The following is a 23,132-nucleotide window of genomic DNA, read 5'->3' on the forward strand; positions in this document are numbered from 1 at the left end:
CTGCCCACGACGCTTCTGCCGGAAGCGCAGGCATAACGCCCACCCGCACTGCCCGGGATCGCGGGCTTCTCGCCCGCATACGAGCAACCCCTGGGCGCGCCAGCGTCCTGCCTGCCCACGACGCTTCTGCCGGAAGCGCAGGCATAACGCCCACCCGCACTGCCCGGGATCGCGGGCTTCTCGCCCGCATACGAGCAACCCCTGGGCGCGCCAGCGTCCTGCCTGCCCACGACGCACTGCCTGGACGCGCAGGCGTCCCGCCTGCACGAGAACTATCCTGGTCCAGCGAGGCGCCGTGCGCTTGCGCTTCCTGGATCATTCCGCCGCCGGCTTTTCATTTCGGGAGCCGCTCAGGTAACGCTCGTCTATGTCACCAACCGCAGCGCAACGCTCACATACTTTCGTGCATGGTCGCGCGCGCCGCGCGTAGCATGTTCCACGGCGCGCCGGAGTGCCAGCAGCACTCGATACGGACGGAGCGCTGGTTCACGCACCTGCTCATACGCGCGCTGCGTCTCGTTGTCGTAGCCGTTGCCGTAGCCCACGCGCAGGCTGAAGCAGCGTTGCCCTTCGCAGGCGTCGAGGAACGTCACATGTTCCCATGCCGGGCACCAACTCAACGCACATTCCCATCCCAGAATGCCGCCGAGTGTCCAGCGCCCATCGTGTTGCGCCACCAGCAACGTCTCCGGCGACAACCCGCCGTTCAGCAGAGCGGCCTGGCGACCGGGAGGGATGAATGCCTGCAACGCGCGACGCACATTGGCGGCTTCCTCGTGGCTCATCGCGCGCAGTGCCGTAGCATCGGCGAGATCGCGTTCAAGCCGCGCCAGGATATACTGCCGCTCCTCGTCAGCGGCGCACGGATCATCGCCGGTCAGCGCACCGTAGCGCCCGCCTGCCACGCGATGGATGCGATAGACAACCTGCCCCAGTCGCACCCCGATCTGATAGAGCGACTCATCGGCGATCTGCGGCAATTTCCGCGCCAGTGGATCGCCGCTTACCCCGGTGAACAGCGCCCAAATGTCGTTCGGCGCAGCATGGGCCACATCCAGCAGACGGATCTGCGGGATCGGGAGATCGATCTCGCCTCGCAGTCGGCTGAGTGCCGTCTCAGCAGTTGCCAGCGCATCGACGGAAGCGAACCGCTGCGCGATCCCGTACTGCCCGTCCGCAAACGCCAGCATCCAGCGGTTGCTTCCCAGCGACACCGTTTCCCGAATGCGCATGCCAAGCGCCGCCTCGATTGTTTCCCGTCGCAGCTCCATTGCTGGTCTCATTCTGCGGCGCTTTGAGCCTCACACAACGGCGCAGAGGCGCAAAGGTTCGCACCTCTCCCCTCCTCACACGTAGTCCAGCGGTGCAAAGGATGGTGCGAACGATGAGCGCCAACCTCATAAGCGCCCACAAGAGCGTCCCTATGACCCTTCACCACCTTCAACCTTTCACCTTCCCGCCTGCAACCCTCTTTGCCCCTTGCCTCTCGCCTTGCGCCTCCTCACGCAACCGCCCGCAGCACTGCCGTGAGCGCGTCGATATCGGCGCGCGAATTCATCTCGGTGACACACACGAGCATGGCATCGCCAAGGTGCGGGTAATCGCCGGATAGATCGTAACCGCCAACGATACCCTGTGCGCGGAGCGCCGCGTTGATCTCGCCAACCGGTCGCGGCGTTCTGACGATGAATTCTTTGAAGAATGGACCACGATCAAGTACCTGATACCCCGGCAACTGCGCAATCTGCGCTGCGGCATAGTGTGCGCGGTGATAGCACAACTCTGCCACCCGCCGCAACCCCCGCCGTCCAAGCAGGCTCAGGTAGACGGCAGCCGCCAGTGCCATCAACCCCTGATTGGTGCAGATATTGCTCGTCGCTCGCTCGCGGCGAATGTCCTGCTCACGGGCGCGCAGGGTCAGCACATACGCCAGACGATTCTCGACATCGCGGGTCACGCCGACCAGGCGACCGGCGATTTTGTGGACATACTGCTGGCGGCAGGTAAAAATACCCAGATACGGACCGCCAAACGACAGACCGACACCCAACGGTTGTCCTTCGGCAGTTGCGATATCGGCGCCTGCTTCGCCTGGTGTCTGGAACAGACCCAGAGCGATGGGGTCGAAATGCGCGACCATCAGCGCGCCTGCCGCATGCGCCACCTCTGTCAGCGGACGCAGATCGTGCAGCACGCCGAGGAAATCGGGGCTTTGCACCATCAGCGCCGCTGTCGTTCGATCCACCAGCGCTGCGACATCCGCCGGCGACGCTTCCGGGTTCTCGTCGCCGACAATCTCGACATCGACACCTTGCAGCAACGTGCGCATCACTGCGCGGTACTGTGGGTTCACTCCCGGCGCCACGACAATCTTCCGCCGTCCGCGAACGACATTGATCGCCATAATCGCCGCCTCTGCGAGCGCCGTGCCGCCATCGTAATGCGATGCATTCGCAACGTCCATGCCGGTCAGCGCGCAGATCAGGCTCTGGTACTCAAAGATCGCCTGGAGTGTGCCCTGGCTCACTTCCGGTTGATAGGGGGTGTACGCCGTATAGAACTCGCCGCGTCGCAGAATCTGATCGACGGCAGTCGGTACGAAATGGTTGTACGCGCCGGCACCGAGAAAGATCGCATGACTGCCCGCGTGCGCATTCAGGCGTTCCAACCGCCCCAACTCACGGCGCAGTTCTGGCTCGGAGAGCGGATCGGGCAACGCCAACGGCGGAAAGCGATGATCCGCCGGCACCGCCTCGAACAGATCTTCGAGATGCTCAACACCGATAATCTTCAGCATCTCGCGGCGATCCTCATCGGTGATAGGAATATAATGGGTCATGCGTTACTCCGTCCTGATTCCTGGCTTTTGTTCCTGATCCGGTTTCACCGCGTCCAGGCAGGCGTCATCCCCGTCTGTCACGTAGCGTTTGTCCAGCGAACGCCTGCCCTTTAGACGAAACGATCGTCTGGAAGGCAGGGAGATTGCGTCGTCTGGCTCGCAATGGACGCTCTAGAGATCACGCACAATGTGAGATCGCTCCTCTTGACAGTTCTCGGTTCTCGGCTCTCAGTTCTCAGATCTCAATGCTTGATCGAATCCACAAACGCAGCATACGCTTCTGCGCTCATCAACGCCCCAACGCCAGGAGCGACCCTGATCTTCACGATCCACCCCTCGCCATACGGGTCCTTGTTGATCAACTCAGGAGTATTCATCAGCGCCTCGTTCACGGCGATGATCTCTCCGGCGACCGGCAGATACAAATCTGATGCCGCCTTAACCGACTCGACCGCGCCGAACACGCCGTCCGCCTCGAAGCGCGCGCCGACTTCCGGCAGATCGACATAAACCACATCACCGAGCGCGTCCTGCGCATAATCGGTGATCCCGACCGTCGCTTCATCGCCTTCGATTCGGATCCACTCGTGTGTTTTGCTGTACTGCAATTCGGCTAGCGTCTTGAAAGTCATGGATTTCCTCCTGCGGGCATATGATGAAGGCCAGACGTATATCACTTCTTGTAGCGTGGACGGTAGAACGGCATTTTCACAACCCGCGCGCGCACCGGTCGGTCGCGCACCACGACATCAAACTCACTCCCTTCTGCCGACAGGGTGACAGGCACATACCCCATGCCCAGGTTTTTCTCCAGCGTCGGTGATGGCATACCGCTCGTTACGCGACCGACCGGCATTCCTTCCAGGTCGCGGATTTCATACTCACTGCGCGCAATACCGCGTCCCACCATTTCAAAGCCGGTGAGACGTCGCCGCACGCCTTCCTGTTTGATGCGCTGCAAGGCGTCTCGTCCGATGAAATCGCCCTTGTCGAGTTTGACCACCCATCCGAGCCGCGCCTCATATGGATTGGTCTCTTCGGTAATCTCGTGACCATAGAGCGCCAGACACGCCTCGAAGCGCAGACTGTCGCGCGCCCCCAAGCCGCACGGTTTCAACCCCGCGTTGCGTCCGGCGTTGAGCAGAGCATCCCACAAGCGCCCGACATCGTCGGCGGCAACAAAGAGTTCAAACCCGTCCTCGCCGGTGTAGCCGGTGCGCGCCACGATTGCCGGGATGCCCGACACAGTCCCGCGCCTGACGCCGTGGAACGGCAATGCTGCAAGGTCTGCCCCTGCAACTTGCGCCAAAAGCCCCTCCGCTGCCGGACCCTGAAGCGCCAGCATGCCGGTGCGGTCCGACGCATCGGCGACCATGACCTGAAACCCCTTCGCGCATTCGTGCATCCAGGCGACATCTTTGGCCGTGTTGGCGGCATTAACGACGATCAGATAATAATCACCAAGATTGTAGATAAACGTATCATCGATGATCCCGCCATTGGGAAGGCACATCAGCGCATAGTTCGCCTCCCCTGGCTGAATCGCAGCGACATCATACGTCACCAAATGCTGGAGAAATGGCAGCGCGTCCGGTCCACGCACCTCGACCTCGCCCATGTGACTGATATCGAACAAACCGACGGCTTCACGAACCGCGCGATGTTCATCGATGATCCCGCTGTACTGCACCGGCATCTCCCAACCGCCGAACTCCACCATCCGCGCACCGAGCGCCACGTGGCGCTCGTACAACGGTGTGCGGCGCAACCCGCCGTCATTACTCATCAGGCGACCTCCTCGTCAAATAAAAAAGACAGGGTCAGACATCGCGCCTGACCTCTGTCCACTGACCTGTGAGATGCCCCGCATGACGGGTTTCTCCGTCGGCGCCCGAATAGACGGGCTCTCCAGAGGGTCGTCGGGGCGCAGTCCTTCAGCCTGAGAGATTCGCGCAGGGCCCGGCTTCCCTGGCTTGCTCCTTCGGCGACCGCTTACGCGGCGCTCTCCCACGCCCGTCATCCGACAATATAGAACTCTGTATGTCAGTATACCACATGTCTGGGCAGACCCTAAAGAAAGTAAACAACGACAACCACCAACATCAACGCGACGGCAACCAGCGGTGCGGCCACCGACGCAAGCGATGCTCGCCTCGGTTGGGGATAGCGCAAGGGAACGCCAAGGTACGCGGCATAGGCGCGAATGGCGGCTTGCCGGCGCGCCTGGGGCACATACTCCCACTGCTCCTGCTCGATCGCTTGCAGATAATCCCAGCGCACACGGCAGATCTGCTCCGCCTGATACAGCGACACTCCCCGCCGCAGTCGCTCCTCGCGCAACGTTGCACCAAGCCGAAGTCGGGGTGTCGTCACCGGCGGCTTCGTTGGCGCAGTCTCAAGCGTCTGCGGCGCCGATGGCGCTGGCGGAGACAGACGGCTGCCGTCGGATGCGGAACCGACGCGCGCGGCAGGACGTGGTCGCGTCCGTTGCACCGACCGTCGCAGCGCCGCCTCGATGCGCGCGTGCAACTGCGCAATCCGGTATGGTTTGGTAACATAGTCATCAGCGCCGGCATTCAATCCGTTGATCACATCGGCATCGGCATCTTTGGCAGTCAAAAGAATAATCGGCGCCTCGGAACAGGCGCGAATCTGACGACATATGTCCCACCCGCTCATATGCGGCATCATGACATCCAGTAGCACCAGGTCTGGTTGAATGATCGCCATCTGCTGGAGCGCTTGAAGTCCGTCACGCAGGCAGACCGTGCGATACCCAAGGCTGCGAAGCTGGTGACTGATCAGGGTGCTGATCGCAGGGTCGTCATCGACGACCATAATAGTGGCGCTCATGATATTCATCAGGTGCTCTATCGCTCAACGATTGCATCGCCAGAGACCAGAGTTCGAGCCGTGCCCGTTCACGCGCAACGGGGTCGCAATCGCGTTCGGCAAGGGCGGAGAGCGCCAGCAATGCGTCGGCATCACCGCTGGCGCCAAGACCGGCAAGACACGCGGTGCGCACGATTATCGGCGTGGTTGTATCGAGCGCCGCCTCGGTTAACGCCGCGCCATAATCGCGCGCAGGCAGTCGCGCGGCAGCAGCGGCGCGCACCACAGGATTCTCGCCAGCATCGCGCAGCAAGGCTGCGAGCAGCGCACCGGCAGATGCACTGCACGGCAGGTATTCGAGCGCGCACAGGCGCAGCGGCGTCGGGCAGAGCCGGTCACGCACCAGTCGTTCTGCTTCATTGCTGACCTGTCCGGCGTTCGCCAGCAAACGGAACGCGCGCATTTGAAAGATGATCGGATAGTTTCGCAAATATGGACGTAACAGGCGCCCGGCATCCGGTTCACCAAGCCGCACCAGTGATTCAAGAGCGACCAGTTTCACCGCCGCATTCGCCTGAGGACTCAGCGCCACACGCACCAGCAATGGGCTGATGGAGTTGTCGCCGTTCGCGGCAAGCGCCTCGACCGCTGTCTGAGCGATTGCCGCGCGGTGATCGAGGCTATAACGCACCAGAATCGGTAGTGCAGCCGCGTCTCGCGCACGACCAAGCGCCTGAAGCACGCCAATGAGCAATGGCGCCGGCGCGTCGGTTCGCGCGAGATCGCGCAGCGTACTGCATATTGCCGGGCTGAGCGGCGCCGGCAGACTTGCCGCCGCCCGACCGCGCAACCCGGGATCGAGATCCACATCGTTGACCAGGCGTACCAGCGGGTCTTCGAGCGATGCGTCGGTTACTCCATCGAGCGCCATCAATGCGCGTTCACGGAATATCAGCGACTCTCCAGGGTCGTTTGCCAGCCGCATGAAAAATGGCGCCGACGCCTTTGCATCGTGGCGCACCAGCGCATCAATGATCAGTTCGCGTCCAAACGCATCGAGGTCAGATCGCACCCATGCCTCGCGGATCAGTGTTGGTCCATCCACGCGCTGCGCCAACCGATCGGCGACGTGCCAGCGTAGCGTCGCGTCGAGTTCGGGATCCACGACGACCTGAAGCATATCCTGGAGGCTGCCGAGCAGATCGAGCGCTTCAGCCAGCGCGGTCGCCACTCCAGGAGACGGGGCATGGCGCAGCGCGATCAGGATTGCCGCGCGCGCCCTGGCATTGTTGCTCAGGGTGAGGGCTTCGATTGCAGCGCAGCGCACCAGATCCGCCTCACGCGCCAGAAACTGCGCCAGTGTTGTCGGTTGTTCCGCCGGAGTCGGCGCAGTTGCCAGCGCGGTCAGCAGGCGTGTCCGCATCGGCGGCGGTAGAAGGGGGTATTCCAGGCATGCTTCGACCGGCAGATCGAGGAGATCGGGCGGAACGGCGCTCCGCAGCCGTGTTATCGCACCGCTGCCTGCCAGCGACGTCAGTGCAGCGATTGCTTCATCACCGCCGACAGCGCCTGCAACCCTGATGAGTGCCAGTGTCAATGCCACATCGGCGCGTGCAGCGTCGAGCAGACGGACGAGCGCCGAGCGCATGCCAGGGAGCGTGGCGCGGCATGCCGGAGTCGCCAGTGCGTTCCAGAGCGCAGTCACAACCGGCGCTGGCGTGGCCGGGTCAAGCGCCAGGCGGACAAGATAAGGCGCTGCCGAAGGAAACGCTGCTGCGCGCGCGGCGGCGGCGCGCACCTCGAGGTGCGCCTGTGGGTCACGCATCAATGCCAGCAAGCGTGGCAGATTGGCGGAACGTCGTCCCAGCGCCGCCGCCGCGCGCAGGCGTCCTGCCAGCGGCAGCGAAGCGTCGCGTGCGCACCGTTGCAGGACGGGCGCCACATCCCACTGTGTCTCGGCGCTGAGACGTATCACTGCCATCAGACGCACATCAATCGGCATATCGCTGCGGAGCGCCAGGCGAACCAGCATGGCCATCGCTTCCCGCGCCGAAGATGATCCGATTCGCGCCAGCGCCCCGCGCCGCACGGTCTCTTGCTCATCGGCGCAGGCACCAACGATCACTGTCCAGGGAGGTGTCGCCTGCTGGAGCAGCAGGTCAACGGCGGCAAGCCGAATCGCTGGCGAAAGATTTGTATTTGCCAGCAACGCGCATCCCAGGCGTTCACACCGCGCGGCGCCGGCGGTGGTCGCCGCAAACGACGGAAGCGCCGCAGCGTCCTGCGTCTGTATCCCGGCTGCGCCCATCAGCGCATCGACGTAGAGCCAACGCGCATGCGCCGCAGGGGTCGTGGGGGGATCAAGAATCGTCGCTGTGCCAGAGAGACATTCCGCCAGCCGGTCGGCAGCAGCCCATGCCAGAGCGGTCGGCGTCGCCTCATCGAATGCCAGCCGCATCAATCGTGGCAATGCCAGTTCCGGGGTCAGCGCCTCGAAGAGGCGGCGCAACAGGCGAAGAGGTGAACGCTGGCGCTGCACTATCTGGTCGAGCGCTGCATCGAGCATCGGCAGGCAATCGAGGAGCGCCTGAAGGACCGAACTGGCGGTGCGATCGCCGGCGCGCCCTTCTGCCAGCGCCGTGGTTGTGCGGATGACCCAGAATGCGCTGGCATCATCGATTGCCTTCAGGCATGCGACGAGGGTGAGCAGATACTCTGGCGTAACGGCGGCGCGGCGCCACAAGAATCGGATCAGTGCGCGTGGGTCATCAGCGCGCACTGCCAGCCGAACCGCCACAGTCGTGCGATCCGCCGCCGACAGATCATCCAGCAGCGCCAGACGATTCGTTCGAACGATGTCGCGCACCATGACGGCAAGCGTATCTTCGTGTGCTGGCGCAGGGGCTACTGGTGGCGTACGACGCCGTTTCAACCAGCGCAGCGGATTGATTGCGACCATAGAAAACACCGGAGACTGCTGCTTCACCACTCTGGTTATACGCTGTTTGACCTTTTACGAGAAGCATTCGAACATTACATTCCGTTCACGGGCCAACGTGGGCAATCCCTTAACGGGAATGTCATCAATCTGGACATTGATTGGTACGCACACCATGCTATACTTTGAACTGTTGGCGAGCGATCGTCGCGCATCTGCGCTTGCCATTGCTGCATCGGCGCATGCCAGAAGAGGTGTTCGCTATGCTTTCACCCAACCAGATTCTTCAAGGACGGTACCAGATCATCGAGCCGATTGGCCGCGGTGGCATGGGTGCAGTGTACAAGGCGATGGACCTGCGCTTGCACGCGATTGTCGCTCTGAAGCAGACGCTGGTTTCCGGCGATGCGCCGCGACGGGCGTTCGAGCGTGAAGCGCAGTTGCTCGCCGGGTTGCGCCACGCGGCGTTGCCCAAAGTCAGCGATCACTTTGTCGAGGATGATGGTCAGTTCCTGGTCATGGAGTTTATCCCCGGCGACGATCTCGGTTCGCTTTTGAGCAAACGTGAAGGTCCGTTTCCGGTTGCCGATAGCCTGCGTTGGGCGGATACACTGCTCGATGCGCTGGAATATCTTCACGGTTACACGCCACCGATCATCCACCGCGACATTAAGCCGCAAAATCTGAAACTCACCGACCGCAATGAGATCATTCTGCTCGATTTCGGTCTGGCGAAGGGCGCTGCCGCTGCAATGACCCGCTCGGCGTCCACAGCCAGCGTCTTTGGCTACACACCGCACTACGCGCCACTCGAGCAGATTAAGGGCACGGGCACCGATCCACGCAGCGATCTCTACTCGCTCGGAGCAACGCTCTATCATCTGCTGACCGGCGCTCCGCCTCCAGATGCGCTTACCCGCGCGGCTGCCGTCATCAATGGGGAGCCGGATCCGCTCGTTCCTGCCAATCAGCAGAATCCTGCTGTTAACCCCGCGATTGCAGCCGTCCTGATGCGTGCAATGGCGCAGCGCCCCGACCAGCGATACCAGTCGGCAACGGCGATGCGCGCAGCGCTGCGTGATGCAGCGCGCGGCGGCGCTGCCGCAACAGTGTTGCTCGATGAAGCGTCGCCAACGGTGGTGCGCCTTGCCGATACTTCGCACCAACAAGCGGCGTATGTTGACGCTGGGGCTATGTCAGTCGGTTCGGCGCCGCAGGTGGTGACCAGTACGACGCAAAAGAAGATCGCTTCCGCGCCGCCGGCATCGGCTGCCCGTCCTGGATGGTTGTGGCCCCTGATCGGCGTCGTGGTTCTGGCGCTGGCGGTGATTGGCGGCTTCTTCGCCTTCGGCGGCGGTAGAGCGCCTCAGCCGCCTGCACAAACGACGCCTGGCGGTGCTGTGGCGGCTGAGTCCACCAATGTGCCGACAATGACACTGCTGCCAACTGCTGCGCCATTGGACAACGAGCAACTCTTGCAAACTGCTGTCGTGCTGCAAACGGCGGAAGCCGAACGGCGCACGGCGGAAGTCGCAACTGCGCGCGCGATTGTCAATCAGGTCGATAGCGCCAATACGCAAACGGCTATCGCGCTCCAACCCTCGCCGACTGCGCTGCCTCCGACTGATACGCCCGCGCCGACCGATACCCCGGCGCCGACCGATACGCCCCGTCCGACGAATACGCCCCGCCCGACAAATACGCCCCGCCCGACGAATACGCCCGATCCGAACGTGCCGACGCAGACGCCAACGCCTGTTCCGTCCGGTCTCACAACCGCACCCGCCGGTCCGACCGGCGTCGTGATCGGCATTGGCGGCAGCGGCGATCTGTTCCGCGGCGCTGCGCGACGCGGCACGATCGATCCGGCGAATAGCGAAGGAGGATCGTGCATCCAAGGGCGCGTCGTTCAGGCGAACGGCAGTCTGTTCCAGAGTTTCTATGTGCAGGTGGACAATCGCGGTAGAACGATTCCGGCGAAGCATTTCTACGATACCGGCAACTACCGCATCTGTGGGCTTGGCGAAGGCGAGTGGGGCATTGCTGTGTATGCCGTCAACAATAAGCCAACCACTCCGGCGGAGCAGTCCGGTCATCAGGTGCGGGTGCGCCTGAGCGGTCAGCCAGGCGAGATATTTTACGTTGATTTCACCGCGCGCCAGGACTTGGTGGTGCCAACGGATGTTCCGACACCGACACCTGAGCCGCCGACGCCAACACCGGAACCCAATCCATATGATGGCATCTGGCGCGGCACCAACGCCGGCACGACGACGACGGGCAACTATCCACCCGGGCGCTTCGAGATCGAGGTGCGCAACGGCGCCGTCTACCGTGTGTCGGTTGATGGGCCATCGTGTCCATTCGAGACCTATCCGAACTTTCCGAATGGCATCCGCATCAATGGTAACGCCTTCGCTGTGAGTGGTGTGGTCTTCAATCCGATTACTGGCGGCAATCCGAATCATACCATCAGCGTCAGTGGGACGTTTGTGTCGGAGTCGCTGGCAAACGGGTCGCTCTCTGCGCAACTCGATGGCGTGCCGTGCGCCAATGCCACATGGAGCGCACGGAAATAGGCGCTTGACAACATGGCTGCGGATCACGGTTGATCCCGCAGCCGATCCCTTTCCCTATGCACATTCTCTGGCTCGATGCGTTTCATGGCGGTTCGCAGGCTGTCGTTTCGCAGGGGTTTGCGCGCCATAGCCAGCATCACGTCACGCTGCTGACCCTTTCACCGGCCGGCGGATGGCGCTGGCGCATGCGTGGCGCGGCGATCACCTTTGCGCGTGAGGTGCGCCGCCGTGCCATGCCTCCTGTTGATCTGATCGTCGCCACCGATATGCTCGACCTGGCGACGTTCCTGGGGTTGACGCGCGATCTTCTGGGAGGAACCGCTGTCGCGCTCTATATGCACGAAAATCAGTTGACCTACCCGCTACCGCCGGGTCGCACGCGCGACCTGGCATACCCCTGGATCAACTACACCTCCGCGCTGGTCGCCGATGCGATCTTCTTCAACTCAGCGTTTCACCGCGACTCGTTCTTTGCGGCGTTGCCGGGGTTGCCAGGACGATATCACGATCACCAGGAACTTGACCTGATCGACCCCCTTATGGCGCGGTCCTATGTGTTGCCACCCGGCATCGATCTTGCGCGCCTCGAACTGTCGTCGCCTCCCGCGCGCGCCTCTGCCGGAGAACCGCCGATTCTGCTCTGGAACAGTCGCTGGGAGTACGATAAGGGTCCTGAGACATTCTTTGCGGCGCTGAGGGTGCTGCGACAGCGCCAGATCGATTTCCGTCTCATCGTGATCGGCGAGCACATCGATCCGCAGCACCCGACGTTTGCGGCGGCGCGTGAGGAGTTTGCCGCTCGCGCGCTGGCATGGGGGTATGTTCCCGATCTTGAGACCTATCGCCGGTTGCTTTACCAGGCTGATATTGTGGTGAGCGCCGCTATTCAGGAATTCTTCGGTATTGCTGTGATCGAAGCGATCTTCTGTGGGTGTGTGCCGCTCCTGCCGCGCCGCTTGAGTTACCCGGAACTGATTCCTGTCCACCTTCATCCGTTCTGTCTCTACGATGATGACGCCCAGCTGGCCGATCGATTGAGTCAGACGATTGTAGCCTTGCCGTCGTTGAGGGAAATCGACTTCCGCTCGATTGCGGCACGATACGATTGGTCGCAGATGGCGACGCGCTATGATGCTGCGTTTGCCGATGTTGTCGCGGGGCGAGGCTATGGTACAATGGCTAATGCCAATGGCGATTGAAGATGCCGCATTCTGGTCATTCCGAGCCCTTCGCTTCGCTCAGGGTAAACTCAGCGAGGAATCTGAGCGGGTCGCGCAAGACCCCTCGCTCTGCTCGGGGTGACCATACCGGATGGTCACAGGGAATTGGTATAACGCCGGTTGAGATCGATCGTTTGAACATTCTACCGACGCCAGCATTCCGGGGATATTCGATGACATTCCGAAACAGATTTGCGATGGCTCATGCGCACCGCGCATGCATACTGCTTGGTCTTGTTCTGACCATCAGTGCATGTGGCGCGTCCAATCCTGCTGCGGCGCCGTCCGGGTCGCCAGCGGCAGCGCCGACCACGGCGCCAACAACGGCGCCGACAGAGGCGCCGCCGACAGCAGTGCCGACCACGGCGCCGACTGATACGCCGCCAACCCCTGCCCCGACGGCGGTTCCGACCATTGCCCCCACCGTCGCGCCAACGGTTGTGACGAGCGACCCGCTCACAGGTGCGCCAGCGCTGGCGCGAGGTGCGCTCCAGCAACGCCCGATTGTGGTGATGATCGATAATCATCCGAATGCGTACCCGCAAGCTGGTCTCGACAAAGCGGCTGTTGTTTTCGAGGCGCTGGCGGAATTCGGATTGACCCGCTTCATGGCGATCTATGCGCCAGGGATTACGCCGGAGGCGACCTCGATTGGACCGGTGCGCAGTGCGCGGCTCTATTTTGTGCAGTGGGCAATGGAGTTTCGCGGTCTCTACGTCCATGCCGGCGGCGCGCCGCAGGCGCTCGAATTGTTGCAGAACACGGCAAGTCTGGTCGATGTTGATGCACTGTTCCGTGACAGGAGCGTCTACTTTACCCGCGTCAGTCAGCGCGCCGCTCCGCACAATCTGTACACCGACAGCGCCACACTCGAACGCGCGTTGCGCAGTCTTGCGCCAGAGCCGTTTGCCGACCCGAATATTGGCTTTCTGTTCAAAACTGATGCGCCGCTCGATGTGCGCCCTCCTTCCCGGCGGATTGAGTATTTTTTCATCTATCGTGAAGATCCTGCGGGATGGACCTACGACCCGACGACGAACAGTTATTTGCGCTTGCGTCGGGGACGCCCGGCTATCGATGCAGTGACCGGGCAGCAACTGCGGGTGAAGAATGTGGTGGTGATGGAAGTGCCAGAAGCGCCTATTCCCGGTGATGACAAGGGGCGGATCGAGCAGAAGGTGATCGGCAGTGGACGGGCGCGCGTGTTTCTGGATGGCATCGAACGCGAAGTGACGTGGCGTAAAGACTCGCCTGATGATCGCCTGTTGTTCCTGGACGCTTCAGGCAATGAGATTGCGTTCAACCCCGGTCAGATCTGGATTGTGGCGCTCCCATCGCTCGAAAACCTGACCGTTTCGTAAGCGGGTTATACCAATGACGATTGAAGATGCCGCATGCGGGTCATTCCGAGCCCTTCGCTTCGCTTAGGGTAAACTCAGCGAGGAATCTGATCGGGTCGCGCCAGACCCCGTGCGCTGCTCGGGGTGACCATGCCGGATGGTCACAGGTCATTGGTATTACATTTCGCGGCGGCCTTCGAGCGCCGACCCAAGAGTTCCGGGGTCTGCCCACTCCAGGTCGCCGCCGGTTGGCAACCCGCGCGCCAGGCGGGTGACCCGCGCGCCGAGCGGCGCCAGCGCCCGCTGGAGGTGAAAGGCAGTCGCTTCCCCTTCCAGATTCGGGTTGGTGGCAATAATGACCTCATCAATCGGCTCGGCGCGCACCCGGTCGAGCAATTCGTCGAAGTAGATGTCCTCGCGATTCATTCCTTCCAGCGGCGCAATGCGCCCGTGCAATACGTGGTACAACCCACGATAGACGCCGGTGCGCTCGATAGCGACTACATCGAGCGGCTCCTCCACCACACAGACGATGCGCTGATCGCGGGCAGGGTTGGCGCAAATGGCGCAGAGATCGTTCTGGGTGATGAAATAGCAGCGCGAGCAAAGCTGAACCTGTTGCTTCAGTCCGATGAGCGCGTTCGCAAGCGCGCGCGGCAATTCGTCCGGCGCGCGGAGCAGAAAGAAGGTCAGGCGCGACGCTGTTTTGGGTCCCACGCCGGGCAATCGACTCAATTCCTCGATCAGGCGAATGACCGGTGTGGGCAAAATCTGAAGGTCGTGTGGTTGGTGCATGCCAGCAAACTGTTGGGGCAGGTCTGAGACCTGCCCGTTCGGTTGGCAGGTCTGAGACCTGCCCGTTCGGTTGGCAGGTCTGAGACCTGCCCGTTCGGTTGGCAGGTCTGAGACCTGCCCGTTCGGTTGGCAGGTCTGAGACCTGCCCGTTCGGTTGGCAGGTCTGAGACCTGCCCGTTCGGTTGGCAGGTCTGAGACCTGCCCTTTCAGAATCCCGGCAATTTCATCCCGCCGGCCAGGGGACCAAGCCGCTGTTCCGCCAATTCCTGCGCCTTTTTGCTGGCGTCGGTTATGGCAGCAACGATCAGGTCCTGCAAGGTTTCGATGTCGTCGGGATCGACCACTTCGGGGGCGATCTTGATCGACTTAATTTCGCGGTGACCGTTCATCGTCACCGTGATGTAGCTGCCTGCTGTTCCTTCGACAGTGGCATTCGCCAGTTCTTCCTGGATGCGCATCATCTCCTTCTGCATCTGGCGAGCCATCTGCTCAAGCTGTCGCGGGTTCATGCCGATGTTCCTCCTTCAGTCATTTGGGTCTTCCACTGCGATAATGTCGGCGTCGAAAATATTGAGAGCAGCGCGCACGAGTGGATCCTTACGCGAGGCGCGGATCTGCTCGCGCAGCGCGCCTGGATTCTCGCGTCGCTGCGTCTCGACCGCGCAGCGAATGGCGAATCGCGCGCCCATGTGCTTACTCAGCACCTCTTCGACAATCTGGCGCATTGCAGGTTTTTCGATCTGGTTCATCAACCACTCGCTGGGCACTTCCAGAACGAGTATGTTGTCCTTGACATCGACAGGGCGCGCGCCACTGTTGAGCAGCGCCTGAAGCGTTTTGTTGTGGACGCGCACATCACGCACGACGGCGGACCAGATGCCCTCGATTCGTTCGAGAGCGACGGCATCGGCATTAGCGGCCGCCACACCCTCGCCGGACTCCGTCGATATACCGGGGTTCGATGCCCGGCGGGTCTGCTCTTGATGGCGGATGAACGGATCACCGGTCGAGTCCGGTTGGCGCGCTGATGCCTGCGGTGCGTCACCTGGCGCTTCGCGTGCAGCATCGACGGGAGATGCTGCCGCTGTGCCGGTTGCACCCGCACGGCGTATTGTTGGAACAGGCGGCATGTCGTCGCGGACGGGTACGGTGGCTGGTGGCGCCAGATCGCGTTGTGGCGGTTCAGCGTTGTGAGCAGGGGCAGCACGTGCGGGTGGGGGCTGCGGCGGTGTTCTATCGTGGGCAGGCGCTGTTGTCGGTTGCGCCGGGGCGCGTTGCGGTTGCGCAGCATCGCGGGCGGGGGCGGTTGTCGGGCGCGCCGACGGACGCGGCGGTGTGGCAGGAACCGTGCTTTGGGCAGCGGTTGCCGCCGGCGCGGAGGCGATCACCGCTTCAATCACCGCCAGTTCGAGCGGCAGTTGCCCATAGGAACTGATGCGTAACTGATAATCGAGTTCGCTGAACAGTTTGACCCAGCGCATCAGATCGCCAAGACTGACAGTGCGTGCCTGGCGTTCGATCTGCGCGGCTTCTTCTTCAGCAACATCGAGCAGCGAACGGTCGGCGCCGGCGCAGATCAGCATGAGCGCACGCAATCGTTCGACCAGATCACGAGTGAACTGGCGCAGATCGGCGCCTGCGGCGGCGACATCGGCAACTACGCGCAACGCGCCAGGCAGATCGGCAGCGATCAGGGCGTCCACCAGCGTAGTCACTTCCTGCATTTCGCTGGCGCCCAACAGATTGCGCACCTGTTCGAGCGAGACCGTCCCGCCGCCGTATGCCATCAACTGATCGAGCACACTCAATGCATCGCGCATGCTTCCGGTTGCAGCGCGTGCAATCGCTTCGGCAGCGCCCGGTTCGAGCGTCACCCCTTCTTGCGTGGCGATCATGCGCAGATGTGCCGCAATCGACGCAACCGTGTGACGATTGAAGACGAACCGTTGGCAGCGTGACAGGATCGTTGCCGGAACTTTGTGCACCTCGGTGGTTGCCAGGATGAAGAGCGCATGCGGCGGCGGCTCTTCGAGCGTTTTCAGGAGCGCGTTGAACGCGGCTGTCGAAAGCATGTGCACTTCGTCGATGATATAGACCTTCGTGCGTGCGACTGCCGGGCGAAACTGCACCCGTTCGATGATCTCGCGCGCATCTTCGACGCTGGTGTGTGAAGCGGCGTCCATTTCGATTACATCGACCGCGCGCCCTTCCGCAATCGAACGGCACGACTCGCACACGCCGCAGGGTCGTTCCGCTGGCGGTGCGGTGCAGTTGACCGCCTTCGCCAGCAGGCGCGCCACAGTAGTTTTGCCGACGCCACGCGGGCCGGTGAAGAGATAGGCGTGCGCAACCCGCCCTTCCGCAATGGCGTTGCGCAGGGTGCGAACGACGTGCTCCTGTCCAATCAGTTCATCGAACGTCTGGGACCGGTAGCGCCGGTAGAGCGCCTGGACCGTCATGCCGGTATGCTCCGTCTCGTGATCTCCACGGCATTATACCTGAGACGGTACGGTGGGGCAAACCCCTGTGACATGTGGTGGATGCAGGCATGCATCCGTTTGTGGCATCGGTGCCACGATACCGCGCGTTTGCTCGCTACGCATTGTTGCGCAGGCGGCGCAATTCTTCTTCCAGAGCGCGCAGCCGTTCCTCGGCTGCAAGCCGCGCCTGTGCTTCGGCCTCGCGCGCTACGGCTTCTCGCTGCGCGCGTTCCTCGGCTGCAAGCCGCGCCTGTGCTTCGGCCTCGCGCGCTACGGCTTCTCGCTGCGCACGTTTCTCGGCTTCGCGTCGCGCCTGCGCTTCGGCCTCGCGCGCTACGGCTTCTCGCTGCGCGCGTTCTTCGGCTTCAGTTGCCTGCCGCACCACCGTTGCATAGTCGCCGAACGCAACGCCGCGCTCGTTGTAGCAGACGACGTGATCCCGCTCGATACCCAGCCACAGGTTGGCAATCACCAGATGCACTCGCCCTGCCGCGTCTGGCGGGTGCAACCGATATGCCCCCGCCTCCAACCGATAGTCGAGCAGGCGCAGATGTCGCTCCCGACCGCGACCTGTGTCGTCCACAATCACATACTGCGCTACTCCTGCTCGCGCATAGTGCTCTACCTTGCGCTCCAGGTCGTTCTCGCGCGTTTCCGGCGAGGTGATTTCGATGATCAGCGCCGGACGCGCGCCTTCAACCGCTACATCGAATGTGCTCCAGTTTTGGCGTTCCACGATGCCCGGTATCACCATCACGTCCGGTCCGTGCGGGCGCAAGTCGGGAATATCCCAGGCGATACGCACATCGCTCAGGACAATGGCCGCTCCCGCCCCCTCAAGGCGCGCGCGCAGCACAGCAGTGAGGTACATCCGGTCGGTCTCGTGGCGATCGCTGTGCACGATGAAATCTCCCGTTTCAGGGTGCAGGACATCTTCCAGCGTAAGCGGAACCTGTTCAAGGTGATGGGGATCGTCGGGGGTCGGACGTAGCACAAAGCGCCACCCATAGCGGAACGGGTCATCGGATGGTGGCGGTTCGGATGGACGCGGGGGGTGGATAGTCGTATGGGTCATTGGTGCAACTCCTGATGGTTGAGGCAAAGGAGCAATATCCCAGACTTCTTTCGTCTGGAGCGGTGTTACGACGCGCCTGGTTCGTCAACTCGCCAGGGCAAATCGTCTACCGGTGAAACGTACCTGGGGCAGGCGTCATAGAGTGCAATCCATCGATTACTCCTCGTCGCAGGCATGCATGTGCGTTCAGCAAACATTATATCAGCAGGATGGTTATCGCACCACGCCGAAGCGCACACCGCTACCCTGCTCAACATGCTCTTCCGATCCTGGAACAACTTTCCACCATCGCGCGTTTCTACTCATGACGATGGGCAAAAGAGCGGCCGCTCGCACCACCGAACACCACTCTCTCGTCACGGCATCGATCACACACAGGAGAACATCACAATGGCTTCCATCAGACTCCTCATCATCGTTATCGTTTCAGCAGTAATGTTGGTTTCGTGTAGCGTTGCGTCAGTGCCGGCAGGTTCGCCGGCTCAACCCGAATTGGCGGCGATTCCGACCATGGCGCCAGCGGCGCCAGCACTGGAGCGCGGCAGCGGTGCAGCGCCGGATCAGCAGCTGCCGCCGGTGTCCGAACGTCTGGTTATCAAGAATGCCTCGCTGACGATGGAGGTTGTCAGCGTTGCCGACGCCGAAGCGGCCATTCGCCAGAAGGCGGAGCAACTTGGCGGCTTTGTCGTCAGTGTGCAAACCTACGGCTCCGGCGACTCCATGCAATCAACGATAGTCTTTCGTGTGCCGGCGGCGCGCTTCGAAGAGGCGCTGAGCGGCGTGGAAGGTCTGGCGAAGAAAGTGCTCAGCCGCAGTGTCAGCGGCGATGACGTGACCGAAGAGTATGTCGATCTTGAGTCGCGGCTGCGCAACATGGAAGCGACGCGCGATCGCCTGCTCGATCTGCTGGCGCGCGCCGAGAAGGTTGAGGATGCGCTCCAGGTTAATCAGGCACTGACCGATGTTCAGGGGCAGATCGAACAGATTAAAGGGCGGATGCACTATCTGAAGCAGAGTGCGGCAATGTCCACGATCACCGCTGAGTTGCGCCCGGTGCCGCCGCCGCCGGCAATTATCGAAGAAGACGCCTGGCAGCCGATTCGGGTGGCGCGTGAGTCGTTGCGCGGTCTGATCGAGTTCGGTCAGGGATTGGTGGATCTGATGATCAGGCTGGCCATCTGGTCGCCGGTCTGGTTGCCGATTGTGCTGTTCCTGCGCTGGATCCGGCGCAAGATGATGCAGAGCCGGAAGAAGCCGCAGGAACCAGCCCCGCCTGCGATGCCTCCCGCAGCGCCCATGGCGCCGCCGGAGGGAATGAAGGAGGGGCAGGTCTGAGACCTGCCCCATCCATCAACCGTGGGGGCAGGTCTGAGACCTGCCCCATCCATCAACCGTGGGGGCAGGTCTGAGACCTGCCCCATCCATCAACCGTGGGGGCGGGGCTGTGACCCGCCCCTTCCATCCATGCCATCCATCAACAACCGTGGGGGCGGGTCTCAGAGCCGCCCCAACAGGTTTTTGACATACGCCAGGTTGTCGACAATCCGTTCAGCGAGCGGTCGCTCGGTAGAGAAATCCTCGAACGAAAGCCAACCATCGTACCCGACCGCCTTGAGCGCCCGGATGAGCGCTGCAATGTCGGCGACTCCTTTGCGCAATGGCGCAAATGTGGCGCGCCATTCGACGCTGCCGTCGTCACGGGCGCCGGTGCGTTCCCACCGCGCGTTCTTGATGTGCACGTGCGCCAGGTAGGGTCCCAGCGCCTCCAGCCCCAGCCGATACTGCTCGTATCCTTCGTAGACCATATTGCCCGCATCGTGGATCGCGCCAACCTCGCCGGGATCGAACCCGTCCAGGAATGCTGCCGCTGCGCTGGCGCTTGGTGTGATGTTCCCCATATGGATTTCGATCAGCGCCCGCACACCATACTGCCGCGCCATCGCCGCCACCTCACGGTACTGCGCCCGGCTGCGGTCACGCAATGAGAGATAGGGAGAGACGCCGTCGTACCGCGGAACGTTGATCCGGGCGCAGGGGGCGCCGAGCGCAGCCGCGCCCTGCAATGCCTGCTCCACCGCCGGGAGATCATTGCAGGTCACATATGTTCCTACATTCGGCATCGCCAGCCCTGCGCCCTCGGTCAGTGCGCGAATGCGCGGAGCATCGACGACGAAGGTTGCCATTGGCCATGTGCATCGGTTTCCTGTCCAGAATCCGGGGCGGCCATCCGCCGATGGCGTCTGATCGGTCACCCGCCATTCGATCCCGTCGTAGCCCGCATCGCGCAACGCCGAAACCGCCTCGTCGGGGGTCAATTCCGGCATGCCGGCAGTGAAGTAGGCAAAACGCACGTGTCAGTCTCCTTCTCTTCATTAAAAGCCAACCTGATCCTTCCCTTTCAGGTTGAGGAATGCGCGCACCTCGTCGGGCGTCGCCGGTTCACGGTCGAACTCCGCCGCAATGCGCACAATCTTTTCGACCAGTTCATGGTTACGCCCGAGCTTCCCGCGACTGACGAAGATATTGTCTTCCAGACCAACGCGCGCGTGGCCGCCGAGCATAAGCGCGGCCGTGCACATATGGAACTGCTGTGGGTACCCGACACCGATCACCGACCAGTGGTAGTTTTCGGGACCGAAGAGGCGGTTTGCCGTATCGAGCAGATGGGTCAGGTCGTACAGTGTCGCGCGGATGCCGCCCAGCACTCCCATCACAAACTGCAACCAGATCGGCTTTTCGACCAGACCTTCCCGCACCATGAAATCGAGGTTGTAGAGATGACCAACATCATAGATCTCGAATTCAGGTCGCGTGTTGGTCTTCTTCATTTCGATGAGGAAATGCTTGATACTGGCGAAGGTGTTGGGAAAGATGAAATCTTCGCTGCCCAGCAGCCATTGTTTTTCCCAGGGAAACTTGTAGTCGCTGTCGGAAAAGCGCCGCGCTGCCGGATGGACCGAGAAGTTCATCGAACCCATGTTGCACGTCGCCAGTTCAGGTTGCCACATCGGCACGACCCGCACCCGATCGGACGGCGTCATCCCGACCCCGCCGCCGGTTGTGGTGCAGATGACTGCGTCGGTGCGGGCTTTAATCGCCTGGAGGATCTCGCCGAACAGTTCCATGTCCGACGATGGTGCGCCATTGGCAGGGTTGCGCGCGTGGATGTGAATAATGGCAGCGCCGGCGCGCGCGCACTGCTCGGCGTCTTCCGCCAGTTGCTCGATGGTATAGGGCAGGTAAGGCGTCTGGGTCGGCACCGTGACCGCGCCGGTCAGCGCGGCAGTGATGATGACCTTGTTCACAGATCATTCCTTTCTCTTTTACAACCCTAAATATGCACTGCGCACAGCGTCATCATCGCGCAGTTCGCGCGATGATCCGCTGCGCACAATCCGTCCATTTTCGATCACGTAGGCGCGATGCGCGATGGCGAGCGCCTGATGCACCTCTTGCGACACAAGCAGGATCGTCATGCCTTCCGCATTCAGGCGCGTCAGAACCTCCATGATCGTCTCGACCAGCACCGGCGCCAGACCAAGCGACGGTTCATCGAGCATCAGAAGTTTCGGGCGCGCCATGAGCGCTCGCCCGATAGCGACCATCTGTTGCTCACCGCCGCTGAGGGTTCCGGCGTCCTGTCGCCAGCGTTCTTTCAAGCGGGGAAAGAGATGGTAGACATACTCGATGGTCTCGTGGCGCTGCGCGCGCGCGGCCGGCAGGTAGGCGCCGAGTTCTAGATTTTCGAGGACTCGCATCCGCGGGAACAAGGCGCGTCCTTCAGGAACCTGGATCACCCCGCGCCGACATATCTCGTGGGGCGGCAGACCGGCGATCTCCTCGCCCATAAAGCGGATTGAACCGAACAACGGCTTCATCAAGCCCGAGATCGTTCTGAGCAGCGTCGTTTTGCCGGCGCCGTTCGAGCCGATCAGGGCGACAATCTCGCCTTCGCGCACCTCCAGCGAAACGTCCCACAACACCTGAAGCGTGTCGTAGGCGACATTCAGATGCTCAACCTGTAGCATACGCCTTTCCCAAATAGACGCTGACCACGTGCGGATCGGCTGCGATCTCGGCCGGCGCGCCTTCGGCGATCTTTTCGCCGGAGCTCAGGACGATGACGCGCTCGCAGGTTTCCATCAGCGCCTTGAGCACGTGTTCGACCATGATGATCGTCACGCCGAATTCCCTGCGAATCCGGGCGATCAGATCGATGGCGCTGCGCACTTCCGCCGGGTTGAGACCGGCAAAGACCTCATCGAGCAGGAGCAACCGGGGCTGGATCGAAAGGGCGCGCGCGATCTCCAGGCGTTTTTTTTCCGCCAGCGTCAGGTTGCGCGCCGGGACATCGGCGCGCTGCCTCAACCCGACGAACTCGACCAGTTCCCTGGCACGCCGGTCGGCGGTTGCCACGCTGCGTTCGCCGCGCCCGTAGAGCGCCCCAACGCGCACATTCTCGATGACGGTCATGCCGGTGAAGGGACGCACAATCTGGAAGGTGCGTGCGATCCCCAGGCGCGCAACAGCGTGCGACGGGAAGCCGGTAATTGTGCGCCCCTCGAAGATAACGGCGCCCTCGTCGGGCGGGTGAAACCCAGAGATGACACTGAACAGCGTGCTTTTGCCCGATCCATTCGGACCGATCAATCCCACGAGTTCTCCGGCGTTCACTATGAAACTGACATTGCGGAGCGCCGTCACGCCGCCAAAACGTTTGGTGATGTTGATGCCCTGAAGCATAGTGGTCGTTCACCATGGTGCATCAGCGCGTAGACAGGCAACGACTGTCAGGTCGCCGACGCCAGCAGTTCAGCGTCTCGTTGCGTTGCTCACATGCCATGCGTCCGGTTGTGTTCTGCGGAGGGTGTGTCACCCTCCGCGTCTCGCGGTTCGACAGGCGCGAGGCGGCGCGGGGTCTGCGCGCCAGAGATTGGTAAGCGTGCCGCTCTTCGGACTTCTGTCTCAACGCAGGTATCGGGCGCTGCTGGCTTTACGCGCCGTAGACCTGGCCGGCGCGCGGTCTGATATGCA

At 62.1% G+C, this 23,132-nt stretch carries 18 protein-coding genes and 2 riboswitches; of the genes, 4 read left to right on the forward strand and 14 right to left on the reverse strand.

Features of this window, described 5'->3' with window-relative positions; genetic code table 11:
- Positions 1-365: 365 nt before the first annotated feature.
- From RCAS_RS11770 to RCAS_RS11795, 6 genes are all read right to left on the reverse strand, one after another.
- Positions 366-1,271, reverse strand: coding sequence for a phosphotransferase family protein (locus RCAS_RS11770; protein ID WP_157042632.1), 906 nt, complete (start codon positions 1,269-1,271; stop codon positions 366-368).
- A gap of 230 nt (positions 1,272-1,501) precedes the next feature.
- The gene (gene gcvPA / locus RCAS_RS11775; RefSeq protein WP_012120790.1) at positions 1,502-2,839 is read right to left on the reverse strand and encodes an aminomethyl-transferring glycine dehydrogenase subunit GcvPA; all 1,338 of its coding nucleotides are present in this window, start codon (positions 2,837-2,839) and stop codon (positions 1,502-1,504) included.
- Between the two features lie 242 nt (positions 2,840-3,081).
- Positions 3,082-3,471, reverse strand: a complete 390-nt coding sequence (gene gcvH, locus RCAS_RS11780; protein ID WP_012120791.1) for a glycine cleavage system protein GcvH — start codon at positions 3,469-3,471, stop codon at positions 3,082-3,084.
- A 41-nt stretch (positions 3,472-3,512) separates the two neighbouring features.
- On the reverse strand, positions 3,513-4,625 hold the full coding sequence (gene gcvT, locus RCAS_RS11785) for a glycine cleavage system aminomethyltransferase GcvT (protein WP_012120792.1): 1,113 nt from the start codon (positions 4,623-4,625) through the stop codon (positions 3,513-3,515).
- 51 nt (positions 4,626-4,676) lie between these two features.
- A riboswitch (glycine riboswitch) is annotated at positions 4,677-4,754 on the reverse strand.
- A 2-nt stretch (positions 4,755-4,756) separates the two neighbouring features.
- A riboswitch (glycine riboswitch) is annotated at positions 4,757-4,859 on the reverse strand.
- A 50-nt stretch (positions 4,860-4,909) separates the two neighbouring features.
- On the reverse strand, positions 4,910-5,701 hold the full coding sequence (locus RCAS_RS23335; protein WP_012120793.1) for a response regulator: 792 nt from the start codon (positions 5,699-5,701) through the stop codon (positions 4,910-4,912).
- Positions 5,664-8,630: a HEAT repeat domain-containing protein gene (locus RCAS_RS11795; RefSeq protein ID WP_012120794.1), complete on the reverse strand. Its 2,967-nt coding sequence runs from the start codon at positions 8,628-8,630 to the stop codon at positions 5,664-5,666. The genes RCAS_RS23335 and RCAS_RS11795 overlap by 38 nt, the downstream gene beginning before the upstream one ends.
- Positions 8,631-8,872: 242 nt before the next feature.
- On the opposite strand from RCAS_RS11795, the gene RCAS_RS11800 reads away from it, so the two are divergent.
- From RCAS_RS11800 to RCAS_RS11810, 3 genes are all read left to right on the forward strand, one after another.
- On the forward strand, positions 8,873-11,188 hold the full coding sequence (locus RCAS_RS11800; protein ID WP_012120795.1) for a serine/threonine protein kinase: 2,316 nt from the start codon (positions 8,873-8,875) through the stop codon (positions 11,186-11,188).
- Between the two features lie 56 nt (positions 11,189-11,244).
- Positions 11,245-12,387: a tRNA-queuosine alpha-mannosyltransferase domain-containing protein gene (locus RCAS_RS11805; protein ID WP_012120796.1), complete on the forward strand. Its 1,143-nt coding sequence runs from the start codon at positions 11,245-11,247 to the stop codon at positions 12,385-12,387.
- Between the two features lie 218 nt (positions 12,388-12,605).
- The gene (locus RCAS_RS11810) at positions 12,606-13,769 is read left to right on the forward strand and encodes a DUF3048 domain-containing protein (protein ID WP_041330678.1); all 1,164 of its coding nucleotides are present in this window, start codon (positions 12,606-12,608) and stop codon (positions 13,767-13,769) included.
- A 156-nt stretch (positions 13,770-13,925) separates the two neighbouring features.
- Here the strand turns inward: RCAS_RS11810 and recR are convergent, their stop codons facing one another.
- The 4 genes from recR to RCAS_RS11830 all read right to left on the reverse strand — a co-directional run bounded on the left by recR (position 13,926) and on the right by RCAS_RS11830 (position 18,098).
- Positions 13,926-14,543, reverse strand: coding sequence for a recombination mediator RecR (gene recR, locus RCAS_RS11815; protein WP_012120798.1), 618 nt, complete (start codon positions 14,541-14,543; stop codon positions 13,926-13,928).
- A gap of 206 nt (positions 14,544-14,749) precedes the next feature.
- Positions 14,750-15,052, reverse strand: coding sequence for a YbaB/EbfC family nucleoid-associated protein (locus tag RCAS_RS11820; protein ID WP_012120799.1), 303 nt, complete (start codon positions 15,050-15,052; stop codon positions 14,750-14,752).
- Positions 15,053-15,067: 15 nt separating this feature from the next.
- A complete protein-coding gene (gene dnaX / locus RCAS_RS11825) occupies positions 15,068-17,002 on the reverse strand; it encodes a DNA polymerase III subunit gamma/tau (protein WP_012120800.1) in 1,935 nt (644 codons plus the stop codon).
- Between the two features lie 136 nt (positions 17,003-17,138).
- Positions 17,139-18,098, reverse strand: a complete 960-nt coding sequence (locus tag RCAS_RS11830) for a Uma2 family endonuclease (RefSeq protein WP_012120801.1) — start codon at positions 18,096-18,098, stop codon at positions 17,139-17,141.
- A gap of 390 nt (positions 18,099-18,488) precedes the next feature.
- Here RCAS_RS11830 and RCAS_RS11835 point away from each other — a divergent pair, with 390 nt between their 5' ends.
- The gene (locus tag RCAS_RS11835; protein WP_012120802.1) at positions 18,489-19,433 is read left to right on the forward strand and encodes a DUF4349 domain-containing protein; all 945 of its coding nucleotides are present in this window, start codon (positions 18,489-18,491) and stop codon (positions 19,431-19,433) included.
- Positions 19,434-19,594: 161 nt separating this feature from the next.
- Here the strand turns inward: RCAS_RS11835 and RCAS_RS11840 are convergent, their stop codons facing one another.
- The 4 genes from RCAS_RS11840 to RCAS_RS11855 are packed head-to-tail and all read right to left on the reverse strand — an operon-like array spanning position 19,595 to position 22,841.
- The gene (locus tag RCAS_RS11840; RefSeq protein ID WP_012120803.1) at positions 19,595-20,449 is read right to left on the reverse strand and encodes a sugar phosphate isomerase/epimerase family protein; all 855 of its coding nucleotides are present in this window, start codon (positions 20,447-20,449) and stop codon (positions 19,595-19,597) included.
- Between the two features lie 21 nt (positions 20,450-20,470).
- Complete coding sequence (locus RCAS_RS11845; RefSeq protein WP_012120804.1) at positions 20,471-21,403, reverse strand: BKACE family enzyme; 933 nt, start codon at positions 21,401-21,403, stop codon at positions 20,471-20,473.
- 18 nt (positions 21,404-21,421) lie between these two features.
- Complete coding sequence (locus RCAS_RS11850; RefSeq protein WP_012120805.1) at positions 21,422-22,126, reverse strand: ABC transporter ATP-binding protein; 705 nt, start codon at positions 22,124-22,126, stop codon at positions 21,422-21,424.
- Positions 22,113-22,841 carry an ABC transporter ATP-binding protein gene (locus tag RCAS_RS11855; protein WP_012120806.1) on the reverse strand — a complete coding sequence of 243 codons (729 nt, stop codon included), beginning with the start codon at positions 22,839-22,841 and terminating at the stop codon, positions 22,113-22,115. Before RCAS_RS11855 ends, RCAS_RS11850 begins: the two co-directional genes overlap by 14 nt.
- Positions 22,842-23,132 lie beyond the last annotated feature (291 nt).

Origin of the sequence: Roseiflexus castenholzii DSM 13941, assembly GCF_000017805.1 — a bacterium.
Classification (GTDB): domain Bacteria; phylum Chloroflexota; class Chloroflexia; order Chloroflexales; family Roseiflexaceae; genus Roseiflexus; species Roseiflexus castenholzii.

What these genes read in the sequence shown, in the direction of transcription:
- RCAS_RS11770 (WP_157042632.1), bottom strand. Translation starts at nt 1,271, where the DNA reads ATGGAGCTGCGACGGGAAACAATCGAGGCGGCGCTTGGCATGCGCATT.
- gcvPA (WP_012120790.1), bottom strand. Translation starts at nt 2,839, where the DNA reads ATGACCCATTATATTCCTATCACCGATGAGGATCGCCGCGAGATGCTG.
- gcvH (WP_012120791.1), bottom strand. Translation starts at nt 3,471, where the DNA reads ATGACTTTCAAGACGCTAGCCGAATTGCAGTACAGCAAAACACACGAG.
- gcvT (WP_012120792.1), bottom strand. Translation starts at nt 4,625, where the DNA reads ATGAGTAATGACGGCGGGTTGCGCCGCACACCGTTGTACGAGCGCCAC.
- RCAS_RS23335 (WP_012120793.1), bottom strand. Translation starts at nt 5,701, where the DNA reads ATGAATATCATGAGCGCCACTATTATGGTCGTCGATGACGACCCTGCG.
- RCAS_RS11795 (WP_012120794.1), bottom strand. Translation starts at nt 8,630, where the DNA reads ATGGTCGCAATCAATCCGCTGCGCTGGTTGAAACGGCGTCGTACGCCA.
- RCAS_RS11800 (WP_012120795.1), top strand. Translation starts at nt 8,873, where the DNA reads ATGCTTTCACCCAACCAGATTCTTCAAGGACGGTACCAGATCATCGAG.
- RCAS_RS11805 (WP_012120796.1), top strand. Translation starts at nt 11,245, where the DNA reads ATGCACATTCTCTGGCTCGATGCGTTTCATGGCGGTTCGCAGGCTGTC.
- RCAS_RS11810 (WP_041330678.1), top strand. Translation starts at nt 12,606, where the DNA reads ATGGCTCATGCGCACCGCGCATGCATACTGCTTGGTCTTGTTCTGACC.
- recR (WP_012120798.1), bottom strand. Translation starts at nt 14,543, where the DNA reads ATGCACCAACCACACGACCTTCAGATTTTGCCCACACCGGTCATTCGC.
- RCAS_RS11820 (WP_012120799.1), bottom strand. Translation starts at nt 15,052, where the DNA reads ATGAACCCGCGACAGCTTGAGCAGATGGCTCGCCAGATGCAGAAGGAG.
- dnaX (WP_012120800.1), bottom strand. Translation starts at nt 17,002, where the DNA reads ATGACGGTCCAGGCGCTCTACCGGCGCTACCGGTCCCAGACGTTCGAT.
- RCAS_RS11830 (WP_012120801.1), bottom strand. Translation starts at nt 18,098, where the DNA reads ATGACCCATACGACTATCCACCCCCCGCGTCCATCCGAACCGCCACCA.
- RCAS_RS11835 (WP_012120802.1), top strand. Translation starts at nt 18,489, where the DNA reads ATGGCTTCCATCAGACTCCTCATCATCGTTATCGTTTCAGCAGTAATG.
- RCAS_RS11850 (WP_012120805.1), bottom strand. Translation starts at nt 22,126, where the DNA reads ATGCTACAGGTTGAGCATCTGAATGTCGCCTACGACACGCTTCAGGTG.
- RCAS_RS11855 (WP_012120806.1), bottom strand. Translation starts at nt 22,841, where the DNA reads ATGCTTCAGGGCATCAACATCACCAAACGTTTTGGCGGCGTGACGGCG.